This is a genomic window from Pseudomonas sp. MM211 (assembly GCF_020386635.1).
GTDB lineage: Bacteria > Pseudomonadota > Gammaproteobacteria > Pseudomonadales > Pseudomonadaceae > Aquipseudomonas.
This window is the reverse complement of the sequence record NZ_CP081942.1, coordinates 2,530,566-2,544,821: the sequence shown is the minus strand read 5'-3', so window position 1 is coordinate 2,544,821 and position 14,256 is coordinate 2,530,566. Positions and strand designations below refer to the sequence as shown.

Below are 14,256 nucleotides of genomic sequence, written 5' to 3'. Positions count from 1 at the left end.
CTCGACTGGTGAAATCCCCTCACCGGCCCATCCCGATTGGTGGGGATTATGTTCTGGACAGGGATGATTATGGTGAATGCTCAGCGGGCACAGCCGCATCAGGCATTCGAGGTTATCTCCATGGGCATCGTAAAACTTGCTGCATCCCTGATCATCGCGGCGACCTTGTGCAACGCCAGCTTCGCCGACACAACGAACCGGTACGTTGGCACCTGGCGCATGGTCAGTGCCACGGTGGAGCGCCAGGGTGTCGAGTCGGATGCATACGGGCCGAATCCGCATGGCTGGCTGGTTTTCACAGAGGATCTGACGTTTATCGAAGTGCTTACCGACCCGCGGGTTGCCAAGTTCGAGTCCAGCGTGCGTGGCGAAGGAACCGATGAAGAAAACCGCGCAGCGATGTCAGGCAGCATTGGCTTCTTCGGCCGCTACACCCTCGACGCGGACGGCAACTTCAGCGGTAACAAGGTCGAGGGCTCGACCTTTCCCAATTGGGTCGGCTCGGTACGTACGAAGGAAGATCTGCAATTGACGATCGACGGCCCGCGCATGACCGAACACTTCACCCGCCCCGACGGCACCAAGGTGCACATCATCTTTGAGCGAGTGAAAGCAGCTGACTGACTGTGGGAGCTTCGACTTCGGCGCGAAGCGATGGCAGCCAGTGCACAAAGCCCGCCATGCACACCAATCACTGCAGCTCCCAACGGCAACAACCGCTCGACTGATTGGCGTCTGGTCTGAGCCAATGTCATCTGGCTGAAAGTCCAGGCGACTTACTGCCCCTTGAGCAGCCGGCCAAGTTGACGAGCGGCGTGCCTGGCCTGCGCGGGAGTGAGCGCTGCGAAACCCAGCACGAAGGCAGGCTCGAGCGTGATCCGATGGCAGGCTTGGCGAAGCGGTTGTAGCTGCAAGCCCAACTTCTCTGCACCAGCCAGCAACACCTGCTCATCCTGATCGGGCGACAGCCAGAGGATCAGGTGAAAGCCCGCGTGCTCGCCACTGATGCGATACCGGCCAGGCGCTTCAGCTTTCAGGGTATCGATAACGATGTTGCGCAGCGTCTGATACGCCTGCCGTGCGCGGCGCAGATGGCGCAGGAATGCAGGATACGCATGAACTCCGCCAGGCCGAGCTGCTCCGAAACCCCGACACTGCGCCCCACCGTATCCCAGAGCGCGAGAATGCGGCTGTGCAACTCCGGCGGCGCCAGCAGATAACCCAGCCTCAGGTTGGAAAACAGCGCCTGGTTGAAACTGCCGCAGTAGACGACGCGTTGCATCGAGTCGATGGATTTCAGCGCCGGCAGTGGCGCGCTCTGGTAGTTGAACTCACTGTCGTAATCGTCCTCGATGATCCAGGCGTTCTGGCGCTGCGCCCAATCCAGCAGCTCCAACCGGCGATTGGCCGACATGATCACGCCCAGCGGTGACTGATGCGCCGGCGTGACATAGGCCAGGCGACATTCGACAGACGCCGGTAAGCCACGTAGATCGAGCCCCTCATCGTCGATGGGCGCGTACAGCAGCCTGGCTCCCGCCTCTGCGAAGATGCGGTGAACCGCAGCGTATCCAGGGTCTTCGACACAGGCATGGTCACCAGGGCGCAGCACACAGCGAGCCACCATATCGATGCCATGGCGAATACCATTGGTGATGAGCAATTGCTCGGCCTGGCAATTGATCCCCCGATGATTACGCAGATATCGCGCAATCTGTTCACGCAGCGCCAAGGTTCCCTGGGGCTCGGCGGCGCACATCTGCTCGGGCTTCATTGCCGCCATTGCCCGCTGCAGATGCGCGGCCCATTCCGCTGGCGCGATGAGGTTCGGGTTGGCCAGGCGGGCGACGAAGGGCACGCCTACCTGCGCCCGAAGCCGCTTACCTTTCGGCGCTAGGTGCTTCTCGACCGCGGTGGGCTCACTACGGACTGGCGCAGTGGTGCGAGAGTCGGCGACGGCCTTCAGGTAGCTATCAGGAATGATCGCGCTGACGCGGCTGCCGGAGCCGACCTGGCGGGTGATATAGCCCTCGAGCTGCAAACGCTCGAAGACGCTTTCCAGCGTACCGCGGGCGATCCCCCAGCGCTGGGCAAGAACACGTGTCGATGGCAATCGGTCGGCAGCATTTATAAGCCCAGTGAGAATCGCATCGCGTATAGCCAGGTAAGCCCTTTCCTGCTTGGTGGTCGCAGCACCATGCACGGGCAAGGGCAGCTCCATGGTCAGGGCGACTTTGCCTTTACGCATAATGGTTCATACCAGTTTCGCTCATATGGCCCTGATGACCGAGCCACTTAGCCCCTAGTGTAGCGACATCTTTCCCGATTCAACTCAGGTCGTCGCCATGTCTCTCACGGACTATTTTCTATTCGCGCTCATCGCCGTCGCTCAGGTTGGCTCACCGGGGCCTTCAACGATGTTTCTGATCAACAACGCACTGGTGTATGGCCCAGGCCGAGCAGTGCTGATTCTGACCGGTGATCTAGTAGCCATTGCAGTACTTGCCAGTTGCGCACTGCTGGGGCTCGATGCTGTGCTACTGGCCAACCCGAACCTGTTCATGGCCATAAAACTTGCCGGAGCGGCGTATCTACTGTGGCTGGGCATTCAGCAGTTTCGCCTGGCCCGGCCCCGTCGCCTGAACGATATGGAGCCAGCGCCGTACGAGCGTACGTCAGCACTGTGGGGCAAGTCGTTCGTGGTAGGCATCAGCAACCCGAAGGCGATTCTGTTCTTCTCTTCCTTGCTGCCTCAATTCGTGGGCAACCCGCAGGACGCAGATATCGAAGCGCTGCTGAGCCTGATCCTGCTCTTCGTGCTGATCAAGTTTCTGGTATCGGGCACTTATGCGCTCACCGCGAAAAAGATGGCAGATAAGCTATCGAAGCCAGGCGCAGCAATCTGGGGCAAGCGGATCACCGGGGTGGTATTGGTGACGTTTGGGGCGGTGATGGGGGTCAATGCATTCGAGTGAGCAGTGCTGCTGATCTAGGCATCCAGTGCGAGTGGGTGATGACCAGGCGGCTGACTCTTGGCAGAGCTGACGACTGAACCCGTCGAGCCCCGGAGCAGTCCCTACATGTCCGGGACTCTTTCACGGTGACGCGTTATGAAAACAAGATCGGCAACGGTGAGCGCACCCTCCTCTTCAGGATGTACTGCGCGGATGGCCACCTGACGATGAAAGACAAATCACGATACTCACTGCTCAGCTGGGCGCTTGCGTGCACAGCCTCCCTCGCGCCTGCATCCCTCTCTCTGCTTTCACTGTCACGCAGCATGGCGCTGGTCATGGCTGGGCTGGCATTGGCCACGCAGGCCTTCGCTGCCGAAACACCCCAACAAACCATTCGCCTGGGCGCCTCCAACCCCTACTCGTTCGTCACCTTCGCCAATGCCGACCTGGACACGGCGGTCAATGCCGAGCGTGCGGTGGTCTTGGTGCATGGGGTCAAACGTAATGCCGATGAGTATTTTCATTCTGGTCTGAATCTGTTGAAGCAAGCAGGGCTGGCGAAAACCGACACGCTGTTACTGGCGCCCAACTTTCTGACCGAGAGGGACAAGCACGCGGACGCTGACATCCCTCTGTGGCCTCACGATGAATGGATGCAAGGCACCCCATCGAGCGGTGCCCGACCCGGCATACATGCCCTTGGCGTGCTGGATGATTGGCTCGCCTACTTGGGCGACCGCAAACGGTTTCCCCGCATGCAGGAGATCATCCTGATCGGCCACTCCGCAGGCGGACAGCTGGTGCAGCGCTATTCCCTCCTGGGGCGTGCTGATCAGGTGCTGGCTACTCGTGGCATTGCCGTCCGCTACGTGGTTTCAAGCCCGTCTTCATACCTGTATCTGGACGACAACCGCTGGCAGGCGGATGCATTCCAACCTCCGGCCGATAGGACGTGCCCGGATTACAACCGCTATCGCTACGGCCTGGAGGGCGCGCCTGTCTATCTGACCGAGCAGAATTTGTCACCCGAGCAACTGCTGCACCGCTACGCCGCTCGTGATGTGACCTACATGGTTGGAGCACTGGACAACAACCCCGATGATCGGGTCATGGATCGCAGCTGCAGCGCCATGCTGCAGGGGCATACGCGGGTCGAGCGACAATTGACCTACATGCGATACGAACAGTTTCTAGCGACCAAATGGGGCATGGACATTCACCACCGGCAATTTCAGGTGACGGGTGCCGGTCACAACGACGCACATCTGTTCAACGCAAAAAGCGTGGCGAACGAATTGTTCCCGTGAACCGATCCTTCGGTAATGCAGCAGCAGGAAATACGCCGAAAGCAGGTGTTTTTTAAAAGAGATCAGGTTGCCTGCCGAATGTAGCCGGCCACATCTGCCAATCCCACTCCACGAACCGACATCATCGAAATCGATGATCGACATGCGCAAAACGCATTCGAATGCCGGGCGCAATCCAGATAGCCTTGGTCTCGACTGCATGTTCATGACGCTAACGGGGAGGAATCGATGACCCAATCTACCTACGTACCGCCAAAGGTCTGGAAGCACCTCGAGGCTTCCGGCGGCCAGTTCTCCAAGATCAACCGGCCCGTTGCCGGCGCGACCCACGACAAGGAGCTGCCCGTCGGCAAGCATCCGCTGCAACTGTATTCGCTCGCCACGCCCAACGGCGTGAAGGTGACCATCCTGCTCGAGGAGCTGCTTGCACTGGGCCACAGCGGTGCCGAGTACGATGCCTGGCTGATCCGCATATCCGAAGGCGACCAGTTCTCCAGCGGTTTCGTCGGGGTCAATCCCAACTCGAAGATTCCGGCATTGCTCGACCAGAGCGGGGATACGCCCATCCGCGTGTTCGAGTCCGGGTCGATTCTGCTCTATCTCGCGGAAAAATTTGGCGCGTTCCTTCCGAAAGATCCGGCTGGCCGTACCGAAACCCTCAACTGGCTGTTCTGGCAAATGGGCTCAGCGCCCTACCTGGGTGGCGGCTTCGGACACTTCTATGCCTATGCGCCGGAGAAGTTCGAGTACGCAATCAATCGCTTCACCATGGAAGCCAAACGTCAGCTGGACGTACTGAACCAGCGACTCGCCGAAAACCGCTACTTAGCGGGCGACACCTACACCATCGCCGATATTGCCGTGTGGCCCTGGTACGGCGAACTGGTGAGGAACAACGTGTATTCAGCAGCCGAATTCCTTGCCGTTCACGAATACCCACACCTGCTACGCTGGGCCGATGAAATCGCCAACCGCGAAGCAGTCCAGCGCGGCAAACGCGTCAATCGCACCTGGGGCGACGAAGCGCAGCAAGTGCCCGAGCGCCATCAGGCTTCGGATCTGGACAAGGCCTAAGGCAGTAAGGCCCTCGGCGAAGGCCGAGGGCCTCCGATTAGAAGTGATTGTTTCGACCTGCGCGCCAAAACCCCAGCAGTAAATAAGCGAGTAGAAACGACAAAGCCCCGATGCTTTTAGCATCGGGGCTTTTTTTGATATGGCGGGAAGATAGGGATATTTGAACCCGTTTTTGGGCGGTTTGGTTACGTCGTAGTGCGAGCCAGTATGTGATTTTGCTGGGCCTCAGCGTGTCAATTCATGGCTTTGAAGCTCAGTATTTCCGACGCTTTTTTCGACACATGTCGCGTTCCGTTGTGACTCTACAAACTCAAGGTCGCCGAAATGGAAAAGCGCATAGCCACAATCGACACCCTGCGCAGGCACAACCTCATGGCAGACTACTGTGAGTACGTGGACTGAATATCAGCGACCGCAAGGAGTCACCGTAACTCGAACGGGTCGGCATCCTGGTGCGCGGGAAAACGCTCGCGATAGGCAGCCAATGCGGCGCCATCCAGGCGCTGATGGAACACGCCGGCCTTGTCGTGAGCATCGAGCAGGCTGTCGCCCTGGAAGTCCAGCACCTGGGAGTCGCCGCTGTAGGGGTGATTCTTGCCATCCACACCGATGCGGTTCACCGCTGCCACGTAGCACAGGTTCTCGATCGCCCGGGCCGGCAGTAGCCGATTCCAGTGCGAGCGCCGCGCCGCGGGCCAGTTGGCGGTGTAGAGCAGCAGGTCGGTGCCCTGGGGATCACGGCTCCAGACCGGGAAACGCAGGTCGTAGCAGATCAGTGGCCGCACTCGCCAGCCCTTGACCTCGAATACCTCCTGCCGGTCACCGGCCGCGTAGTGCTCGTGCTCTCCGGCCATGCGAAACAGGTGGCGCTTGTCGTAATGCGCCAGCGAACCATCGGGTCGCGCCCACAGCAGACGATTGCGATAACTGCCATCGGCAGCCTGGATGATCAGGCTGCCAGTGATCACCGCGCCAACCCGCTGTGCCTGCGCGCTGAGCCAGCGGCTGGTGGGGCCGTCTTCCGGTTCGGCCAGCTCGGCCGACTGCATGGAAAAACCGGTGCTGAACATCTCCGGCAGTACGACCAGATCGGCGCCAGCAGCCTGTTGCAGCTGCGCTTCGAAATGCCCGCGATTGGCCTCGGGATCGTGCCAGGCGAGGTCGCTCTGGATCAGCGCCAGTTGCAGATTGGTTGTTTCGCTCATCTATGCCTCTCTTGCTGGATGCGGTTCCGTGCGATGTGAATAAAGCTGCGTTGTCCAGTTGTAGGAGCTGCGACCCCGCAGCGATTATCGTCACGCCCGCGATTCTGCGTGATGGCCACCACCATCGCGCCGGGGGCGGCGCTCCTACAGTTCGCTTCCCCGCGGCGCAATTATATCTGCCGTAGTTTTTCCGCCGCCTGGCGCAGGGTCTCTTCACGCTTGGCGAAACAGAAGCGCACCAGACGCTGCGCCGGATCTGGCGTCTGGCAGAACACCGACACGGGAATCGCCGCCACGCCGTGCTCACGGGTCAGCCATTGGGCCATGGCCACGTCGTCCAGGTCAGGGCGGATCGCCGAATAATCGGCCAGTTGGAAATAGGTGCCCGGCGTGCGGCTGAAGGTGAAGCGCGAGCCTCCCAGCAGGTCGCAGAACAGGTCGCGCTTGGCCTGGTAGAAGCCGGGGAGTTCGTCCACATGCTCGGGGCAGGCGGCCATGAAGTCTGCCAGCGCCCACTGCAGCGGGGTCACGCCGCAGAAACTGACGTATTGATGAACCTTGCGCAGCTCGGCGCTCAGCGCGGGTGGCGCCACCACGTAACCGGTCTTCCATCCGGTGACGTGATAGGTCTTGCCGAACGAGCTGACCACGAAGGCGCGGGCATAGAGTTCGTCATGGCTCAGCACACTGGCGTGTTGGCGACCATCGAACACCAGGTGCTCGTAGACTTCGTCGCTGATCAGATAGATATCACGGTCGCGGATCAACGCGGCCAGGCGATCCAGTTCTTCGCGGCTGATCAGCGCACCGCTGGGGTTGTGCGGTGTATTGAGGATGATCAGTCGGGTACGCGGGCTCAGCGCCGCGTCCAGCCGTTGCCAGTCGATGGCGAAATCACCGCTGGCCAGCGGGACATGCACGCAGCGGCCGCCGGCCAGGGTGACGCCCGGGTCGTAACTGTCGTAGCTCGGGTCGAAGACGATCACCTCGTCGCCGGGGTGAATCAGCGCCTGGATCGCGCAGAAGATCGCCTGGGTCGCGCCGGGTGTGACGGTCACCTCACTGTCCACACCGACCTGGCGTCCATACAGGCGCCCGATCTTCAGGGCGATCTGCTCGCGCAGCGCCGGCAGGCCGGTCATCGGCGCGTACTGATTGTGCCCGGCAGCGATGTGCCGGCTGACGGCCTCGCGCAGCGCCTCGGGGCCATCGTAATCGGGAAAGCCCTGGGACAGGTTGATGGCGCCGGTCTGGGCGGCGAGCTGGGACATGGTGGTGAAGATAGTGGTGCCGATCGACGGCAACTTGCTGGTGAACATCGAAACGTCCTGGGCAATTGAGGCAGACGCCGAGGATAGCCGATGGCGTGAAGCCCACGCACCCGGTAATAATCGCAGGCCAACCGATGAGAAGCCCATGAACGTCGAAGACCTGCGTCTGTTCGTCACCACCCTCGACACCGGCAGTTTCACCGCAGCCGCCGATGCCCTTGGCGTCACCAAGCAGTACGTCAGCCGGCGTGTCGCCGCGCTCGAGGCGCTGCTCGGCGTGCGCTTGCTCAACCGCACCACGCGCCGCCTGCAGGCCACCGAGCTGGGCGTGCTGCTGCATGACAAGGCCACCACCATCCTGGCCGACCTGCGCGACGCTCAGGAACTGGTGTCGGCTCAGGGGGCTTCGCTGCGCGGCACCCTGCGGGTCAGCGCGCCGATGACGTTCGCGACCCTGCACCTGAGCCACCTGTTGCCGCTGTTCATGCAGCAGCACCCGCACATCAATCTGGAAATCGACCTTAATGATCGTGCCGTCGACCTGCTCGCCGACGGCTACGACATGTCGATCCGCATCGGCACGCTGGAAGATTCCAGCCTGATCGCCAAGCGCCTGACCGACATGCAGACCATTCTCTGCGCCAGCCCGGCCTATCTTCACGAGCACGGCACGCCGGAAAACCTCGATGATCTGCAGCGGCATGCCTGCCTGCTCTACGGCCATAGCCGGCATGTCGAATGGCGCCTGCGCGATCAGGGCAAGGCCCGCAACCTGACCATGCGTGGTCAGCTGCGCGCCAACAATGGCGAACTGATCCGTGATGCAGCCATCGCCGGCATGGGCATCGCCTACCTGCCCACCTTCATCGTCGGTCAGGCGCTGGAAAGTGGCGCCCTGGTTCCGATACTCGAGGCGCATTGGCCAGCGGCGGCGGCGGTTTACGCGGTGTATCCGCAACACCGGCAATCCGCGCGGGCGGTGCAGGTGTTCTCGGACTTCATCAAGCAACAGATTCAGCATATGGGCGATTGAGCCCTGAATAATAGTCAACCCAAAGAAGACAATCATTCCAATTTCAGCCGGTTAATCAATCCACAGATAGTCAGTAGACTCACTCCCATGCCGCCGAATCAGGCAGCGATCATCAACAGGAGGATTCATCATGCTGGCTATCCGTAAATCGACCGATCGTGGCCACGCCAACCATGGCTGGCTCAACTCCTTCCATACCTTCTCTTTCGCCAGCTACAACAACCCGAAAGAAAGGGGCTTCTCCGACCTGCTGGTCATCAACGACGACACCGTGGCTGCCGGCCAGGGCTTCGGCGAGCACCCGCACCGCAACATGGAGATCTTCTCCTACGTGCTGCAAGGCGCCCTGGAGCACAAGGACAGCCTGGGCACCGGCTCGGTGATCCGCCCTGGCGACGTGCAACTGATGAGCGCCGGTACCGGTGTTTCGCACAGCGAGTTCAACCACTCGCCCAGCGACTCGGTGCACTTTCTGCAGATCTGGATAGTGCCGAGCGAGCGTCAGGCCGAGCCACGCTACCAGCAGGAGCACTTCAGCGAAGCGCAGAAACGCGGTCGCCTGCAGTTGATCATCTCGCCAGACGGCGCCGATGGCTCGTTGACCGTACGGCAGAATGCGCGGGTATATGCCGGGTTGTTCGACGGCGCCGAGCAGGCTCAGTTGCAGCTCGACGAGAACCGCTATGCCTACGTTCACGTGGCACGCGGCAGCGTCGAGCTGAACGGCCAGCCGCTGCAGGCGGGTGATGGTGTACGGCTGCGCGATGTGCGTGACCTGCACCTGAGCAACGGCGAACAGGCCGAAGTGCTGGTGTTCGATCTGCGCCCCAACGAACTGCCGTCGCTGTCCTGACAGGCAGTAACCCGGCGTTGAGCGAAGCGATACCCGGGGGAATCCCCTGGGTGTCGCTGCCTGCTTTCGTAGCCTGTCTCTGAGCGGAGCGATGCGCGGGGAACAGTGCTCGGTCTTGCTGGCTTGAGTAGAGCGGATACCGCTTCCTGGGTTTCGCTTCGCTCTACGCCAGGCTACCAATGCCAATGGCGGCTCTTGTCGCTATCCCCTAGGCGCCCCTATACGCCTGCCTTAGAATGAGCCTCCGCCGCTCGCCGGCCATCCGCTCAGTCGAAATCCCATGCGTTGGTTGCTCGCCTTCACCCTGCTCTCTCTGACCTTCGCTGGCCAGGCCGCCACCGCGCCTGCGTCTCCCGCCGCGACCGTCGACAAGATCCTGGTGGAAAAGTCCCAGCGTCGGCTGCACCTGATCGGCAAGGGCGAAACGCTCAAGTCATACCGCATTTCCCTGGGCAAGCAGCCGCTTGGCGCCAAGCAGCGCGAAGGCGACCTACGCACGCCGGAAGGTTTCTACTGGATCGACTGGCGCCGCAAGAGCGAGAACTATCAGCTGTCCCTGCACATCTCCTACCCCAACGCCCGCGATCAGGCCCAGGCCAAAGCCGCCGGGGTGAAGCCGGGCAGCATGATCATGATCCACGGTACGCCAGTGGACGACGAATACCCCGAGTGGTTCTTCCACACCCTGGACTGGACAGAAGGCTGTATCGCCATGAAGAACGCCGATATGCGCGAGGTCTGGGCGATGGTGAAGGACGGCACGCTGATCGAGATTCGCCCCTGAGAACCTATCCAAAGTCTGCTGCGCGTCGGCCCTGCTGCGTAAAAACAGGCTCGGACTGCTCATTTACAACGCGTAAACTCCGCGTCCTCGCCTGTTTTTGCCTTGCATGGCTCTAGCTCGCGAGACTTTGAAAAGGCTCTTAGGCGAGGCGCTTACCAGCGGATGCTGCGCGCCACCTCGGTGCCGCCCGGCGCCAGCCATTGCGCACTGACCAGCACCGGTTGCAGTGCCGCGCCGGGTTCGACTCGCCCCGTCAACCTGGCCTGCCGGGCGAGCAGATCAGCCGCCAGGTCGGCCTGATGCTGACCAGCCAAGCTCAACTGCCCAGCCAACTTCCAGCCGGCGCGGCAATCGAGCGTCACACGCGCTTGTCCCAGGTCCAGCTGCCAGGGCGCCAGCAGCGCTAGACCCTCTCCCTGTAAATTCCCGTTGGCTGACAGGCAGCGTGTTCCACTGCCCTGCAACTCGATGCTGCCCTGCCACTGCCCTGCCAAGCGGTAACCGGTTACGAACGTATGTAGATCGCTGGCGGGTTGCAACGAGGCATGCCAGGCCCAGGGCCAGCCGGACACCTGCAGTTGCCAGCGCTGCCCCTGATATCCAGCACTCGCCTGCGCGCTGAGCCGCCAGGGTTGCCAATTCCAGCGCAACGGGCCGAGATCGCCCAGGCGCTCGGCCTGCCCCTGCCAGATACTGCCGCTGATGCCTGCCAGCGGCACGGGCAGCGGCGCCAACAGCCAACGGGCGGGCAGCTCGACCAGCAGCGTCATGACAAAGACCAGCAACGCCCACAGCCAACGACGCCGCGTCATCGTTGCAACGCCAATTCGAAGTGCAACGCCGACTCGCCACGCTGCAGGCCCCAGCGCAGCGGCCGAGCGCCTTCTCGTTCCAGTTGCAGAAGCCAATCCTGCAGCACGCGCTCATCTTTCAGCTGGCCGCGCACCAGCCACTCTTCGCTGCCGGGCTCCAGGGTTTCGATGCTGATTTCCCGGGTCTTGGCGGCCTGCTGCAGGTCATCGGCGGTCAACGTCCTCTCGGCACGCAGCGCCAGGGCCGACTGCGCCAGCGTCTGCCACTGGCCGAACGCCTGCCAGTGCTGCCGGCCTTCACGCCAGGCCAGCAGCGCCAGCAACACGGCGACGATCACAACCGCCAGCAACCGCATACCGCGGCGCTCAAGATTCAGATTCATGATGCGGCTCCCAGGTCGAAGGTCAGATTGAGCTCGTCGCTTGCCTCGCTCACCTGCACCGCTACGCCTATGGCGCTGGCCATCGCCTGCCAGGGTGACTCGTCGATGACCTCATGCCCTTGCAGGCGCAGCGTCCAACGCTGACCGTCGAAGTGAGCAGTGCTCAATTGCCAGCTACCGTTGGCGCGCAGCCAGCCATCGAGTTCGGTCTGCAGGTGCTCCAGTTGCCGCAAGCGAAGCTGTCGTTCATCTGCCCCCTGGCGTTGCTGCTTCAACCGTTGCGCCGCTTCACGGGCAGAAGCGACTGGCCCGACCACTTCTTCCACCTGCGTTTGATAGATGCCCTGCTGCCGCCACTGCTGGCTGGACCACAGGCCAACCCAGAGCACTGCCAGGGCCAGACAGGCAGCAGGCAGGCGCCATAGACCAGGGCCCATCTGGCGGGCCTGACGTTTGGCGCGGCGCGGCTCGAACAGAGTCGGCAGGCCATCCAGCGCGGCGAAGCGCTCAGGCCAAGCCCCCTCGAACGCCTGCATCTCGAGCTCGCGCCAAACACCGGCGGGTGCTGCTGCCTGAAGCTCGATGGGCCACGCCAGCCAGTGCTGACGTGCCTCGGCGCTGCTACCCACGAACAGGCTCAGCCGCGCGTCCCGCTGCCAACAACACGCTGTGCCTAGAGACGGCGCCGGCAGCAGTTGGAACTCCGCCCAGCAGCGCTGCACGTCGAGCTGCCACGCCGCACACTGATCCAGCCAGCCATCCAACAGCGCCTGGTCGACGCAGACCAGTTGCAGGGAGCCGGGCTCACGGCCCAGGCATCCGCAGGCCGTCGTCTGAGCGTTCTGCAGCAGGCGATCCTCGAGCAACAACGGCCACTCGTGGCGTTTCAGCCCCGGCGGCGCGGGTACCTGAAAATGGCTGCACAGCTCACCCGGCAGCACCAGCGCCACCCGCGCGCCAGCAATTGGGGGCGGCGCGCCAGAACCAGAGGCCTGCACGTGCCCCAGCTCAATCTGCGCCCACTGCCAGGCCTCGCCATGGGTACCTGGGCGCAGTAACAGCCAGGGACGTGCCGCGCGGCGGCGCCAGCGTTCACGCTTCATGAGCGGCCCCAAGGCAAGGCAAACGTACAAACATAGGGTGCTCCATCACGCTGAAAAGTCAGGCGCACGCCCCTGTCCGGGCGCAACCTGTCCGTAGATGGCCAGGCCAGCCAGCGGCTGTCCTGGCGAAAGGTAAAACTCACCGACTCCACCCGATCCAACTGCTCGCGCAGTGTCCAGACCGGTGCGGCCGCGGCGTACAGATCACTGGATGCCTGCAGCAGCAGATGCTGGCTGCGACGGTCGTAAACGAGGCGCTGACGCTGCAGGCGTGCGCCACCTTCTGCGCTTGGCCAGGCGCCCAGCGCCACCCATTGCAGTTGCAGTTCATCCGGCTTCCAGTCCAGCCAGTTCAAGGCGAGCGGCAAGCGCCGCTCATGCAGCTGACGCAGCACGGTGGTATCGAAACGACGCTCCAGCGCCAGACAAAAATCCAGTACCGGCATGCCTGGCGAGCCCTGTGACAAGCGCTCGCGAACGTTGATCCAGCCATTGACCAAGGCAGCCAGAAGCACACCGAGCAAGGCGGTGAGCGCCAGGGCGACCAGCAGCTCCACCAGGGTCAGGCCACGTTGCCACGTCCTCACGGGCGCACCAGAAACAGTTGATACAGCCCCAGCGACTCGCGGCGATCGCCATCAGCGAACAGGCTCAACTCGGCACGCCGCAGATCCCGTACACCGGTGCCCTGCATTTGCAGTTGCCAGTGGCAGTTCCCGTGGCCCTGGACGAGAACCCCGGTGAGGCTGTTCTGCGCAGGCCATAGCTGCTCGACCGCGAAACGTGCCTCCAGCTCACGAGCACACAACGCCCCCAGTTGATGCTGCTGGACGCTCTGCTGCACGGCCAGGCGCTGGCGCAGGGCCTGGCTGGTCATGACCGCCAGCGTGGCGGCGATACCCAGGGCGACCGTCACTTCAAGCAGGGTGAAACCCCGCTGGCGCTTCATGGCAGCGACGTCCGCTGCAAGCGACCGGCGCTGTCCCACTGCCATTGCTCGCCACCCTCCGGCCATTGCCAGCGCAGTACCTGCGGACGACCGACCCCGTTTGGCGTGAAGACCAGGCGCGGCTCGCCAGCAGCTGGCCAGTCAGGCCTCAGCACTGCCGGCCACTCGCCCAGCGCGACCGGCTCGACCTGCCAGCGCAGTTGATCGTTCTCCCGCACCTGGCGCACGAACTCCGGGCGCTGGCCGTTCCAGCGCAGGCCATGAATCTGCCCAGCGTGCAGCGCCACTCCCGCCTGGGCGCGGCTGGCGGCGGCAAGGCGTTCCAGCGCCTGCTGCGCCGGCGCCTGGCCGCTGTCGAGCCAGGCCACGCTGAGGCTGGTCAGCAGGCCGGCGATGAACAGCACGACCAGCAACTCCAGCAGGCTGAACCCGCGCTGCGCAGGCGTAGGATGGATGACGCGCTTTTCATCCACCATGGCGGCAGTGGAACGGTGGACGGGTGAAGCGTCGTCCACCCTACGTTGG

The 14,256-nt window shown here is 62.5% G+C and carries 16 protein-coding genes; 7 read left to right on the top strand and 9 right to left on the bottom strand.

All coding sequences use genetic code 11. The features are described from left to right. Positions 1-120 precede the first annotated feature (120 nt). Positions 121-624: a lipocalin-like domain-containing protein gene (locus K5Q02_RS11585; protein WP_225839354.1), complete on the top strand. Its 504-nt coding sequence runs from the start codon at positions 121-123 to the stop codon at positions 622-624. Positions 625-1,033: 409 nt separating this feature from the next. Here the strand turns inward: K5Q02_RS11585 and pdxR are convergent, their stop codons facing one another. Continuing rightward, the gene (pdxR, locus tag K5Q02_RS11580) at positions 1,034-2,248 is read right to left on the bottom strand and encodes a MocR-like pyridoxine biosynthesis transcription factor PdxR (RefSeq protein WP_225839352.1); all 1,215 of its coding nucleotides are present in this window, start codon (positions 2,246-2,248) and stop codon (positions 1,034-1,036) included. A 97-nt stretch (positions 2,249-2,345) separates the two neighbouring features. On the opposite strand from pdxR, the gene K5Q02_RS11575 reads away from it, so the two are divergent. The 3 genes from K5Q02_RS11575 to yghU all read left to right on the top strand — a co-directional run bounded on the left by K5Q02_RS11575 (position 2,346) and on the right by yghU (position 5,338). Then, a complete protein-coding gene (locus tag K5Q02_RS11575; protein WP_225839351.1) occupies positions 2,346-2,975 on the top strand; it encodes a LysE family translocator in 630 nt (209 codons plus the stop codon). A gap of 125 nt (positions 2,976-3,100) precedes the next feature. After that, positions 3,101-4,264 carry an alpha/beta fold hydrolase gene (locus K5Q02_RS11570; protein WP_225839349.1) on the top strand — a complete coding sequence of 388 codons (1,164 nt, stop codon included), beginning with the start codon at positions 3,101-3,103 and terminating at the stop codon, positions 4,262-4,264. A gap of 228 nt (positions 4,265-4,492) precedes the next feature. Next, positions 4,493-5,338 (top strand): glutathione-dependent disulfide-bond oxidoreductase, encoded by an 846-nt coding sequence (gene yghU / locus K5Q02_RS11565; RefSeq protein ID WP_225839348.1) that lies wholly within the window; start codon positions 4,493-4,495, stop codon positions 5,336-5,338. Positions 5,339-5,760: 422 nt separating this feature from the next. On the opposite strand, the gene K5Q02_RS11560 is transcribed toward yghU, so the two are convergent. Further along, entirely contained in the window at positions 5,761-6,543 is a 783-nt protein-coding gene (locus K5Q02_RS11560) for an amidohydrolase (RefSeq protein WP_225839347.1), read from the bottom strand. A gap of 170 nt (positions 6,544-6,713) precedes the next feature. Beyond that, positions 6,714-7,862: a pyridoxal phosphate-dependent aminotransferase gene (locus tag K5Q02_RS11555; RefSeq protein WP_225839345.1), complete on the bottom strand. Its 1,149-nt coding sequence runs from the start codon at positions 7,860-7,862 to the stop codon at positions 6,714-6,716. Positions 7,863-7,959: 97 nt separating this feature from the next. Between K5Q02_RS11555 and K5Q02_RS11550 the strand changes: the two genes are divergently transcribed. The 3 genes from K5Q02_RS11550 (at position 7,960) to K5Q02_RS11540 (ending at position 10,484) form a co-directional block, all read left to right on the top strand. Next, a complete protein-coding gene (locus tag K5Q02_RS11550) occupies positions 7,960-8,847 on the top strand; it encodes a LysR family transcriptional regulator (RefSeq protein WP_225839344.1) in 888 nt (295 codons plus the stop codon). Positions 8,848-8,977: 130 nt separating this feature from the next. Next, positions 8,978-9,700, top strand: a complete 723-nt coding sequence (locus K5Q02_RS11545; RefSeq protein WP_225839341.1) for a pirin family protein — start codon at positions 8,978-8,980, stop codon at positions 9,698-9,700. A gap of 280 nt (positions 9,701-9,980) precedes the next feature. Further along, the gene (locus tag K5Q02_RS11540) at positions 9,981-10,484 is read left to right on the top strand and encodes a L,D-transpeptidase family protein (protein ID WP_225839340.1); all 504 of its coding nucleotides are present in this window, start codon (positions 9,981-9,983) and stop codon (positions 10,482-10,484) included. Positions 10,485-10,636: 152 nt separating this feature from the next. Here K5Q02_RS11540 and K5Q02_RS11535 read toward each other — a convergent pair whose 3' ends face one another. Genes K5Q02_RS11535 through gspH form a run of 6 tightly spaced genes read right to left on the bottom strand, consistent with a single transcriptional unit; the run spans position 10,637 to position 14,207 of the window. Then, complete coding sequence (locus K5Q02_RS11535; RefSeq protein WP_225839338.1) at positions 10,637-11,296, bottom strand: type II secretion system protein N; 660 nt, start codon at positions 11,294-11,296, stop codon at positions 10,637-10,639. Continuing rightward, positions 11,293-11,679 (bottom strand): type II secretion system protein GspM, encoded by a 387-nt coding sequence (gspM, locus tag K5Q02_RS11530; protein ID WP_225839328.1) that lies wholly within the window; start codon positions 11,677-11,679, stop codon positions 11,293-11,295. Before gspM ends, K5Q02_RS11535 begins: the two co-directional genes overlap by 4 nt. After that, positions 11,676-12,782: a GspL/Epsl periplasmic domain-containing protein gene (locus K5Q02_RS11525; protein WP_225839326.1), complete on the bottom strand. Its 1,107-nt coding sequence runs from the start codon at positions 12,780-12,782 to the stop codon at positions 11,676-11,678. The genes gspM and K5Q02_RS11525 overlap by 4 nt, the downstream gene beginning before the upstream one ends. Then, positions 12,779-13,369, bottom strand: a complete 591-nt coding sequence (locus tag K5Q02_RS11520) for a prepilin-type N-terminal cleavage/methylation domain-containing protein (RefSeq protein WP_225839319.1) — start codon at positions 13,367-13,369, stop codon at positions 12,779-12,781. Before K5Q02_RS11520 ends, K5Q02_RS11525 begins: the two co-directional genes overlap by 4 nt. Beyond that, positions 13,366-13,731: a type II secretion system protein gene (locus K5Q02_RS11515; protein WP_225839307.1), complete on the bottom strand. Its 366-nt coding sequence runs from the start codon at positions 13,729-13,731 to the stop codon at positions 13,366-13,368. Before K5Q02_RS11515 ends, K5Q02_RS11520 begins: the two co-directional genes overlap by 4 nt. Continuing rightward, positions 13,728-14,207, bottom strand: a complete 480-nt coding sequence (gene gspH / locus K5Q02_RS11510; RefSeq protein WP_225839663.1) for a type II secretion system minor pseudopilin GspH — start codon at positions 14,205-14,207, stop codon at positions 13,728-13,730. The genes K5Q02_RS11515 and gspH overlap by 4 nt, the downstream gene beginning before the upstream one ends. Positions 14,208-14,256 lie beyond the last annotated feature (49 nt).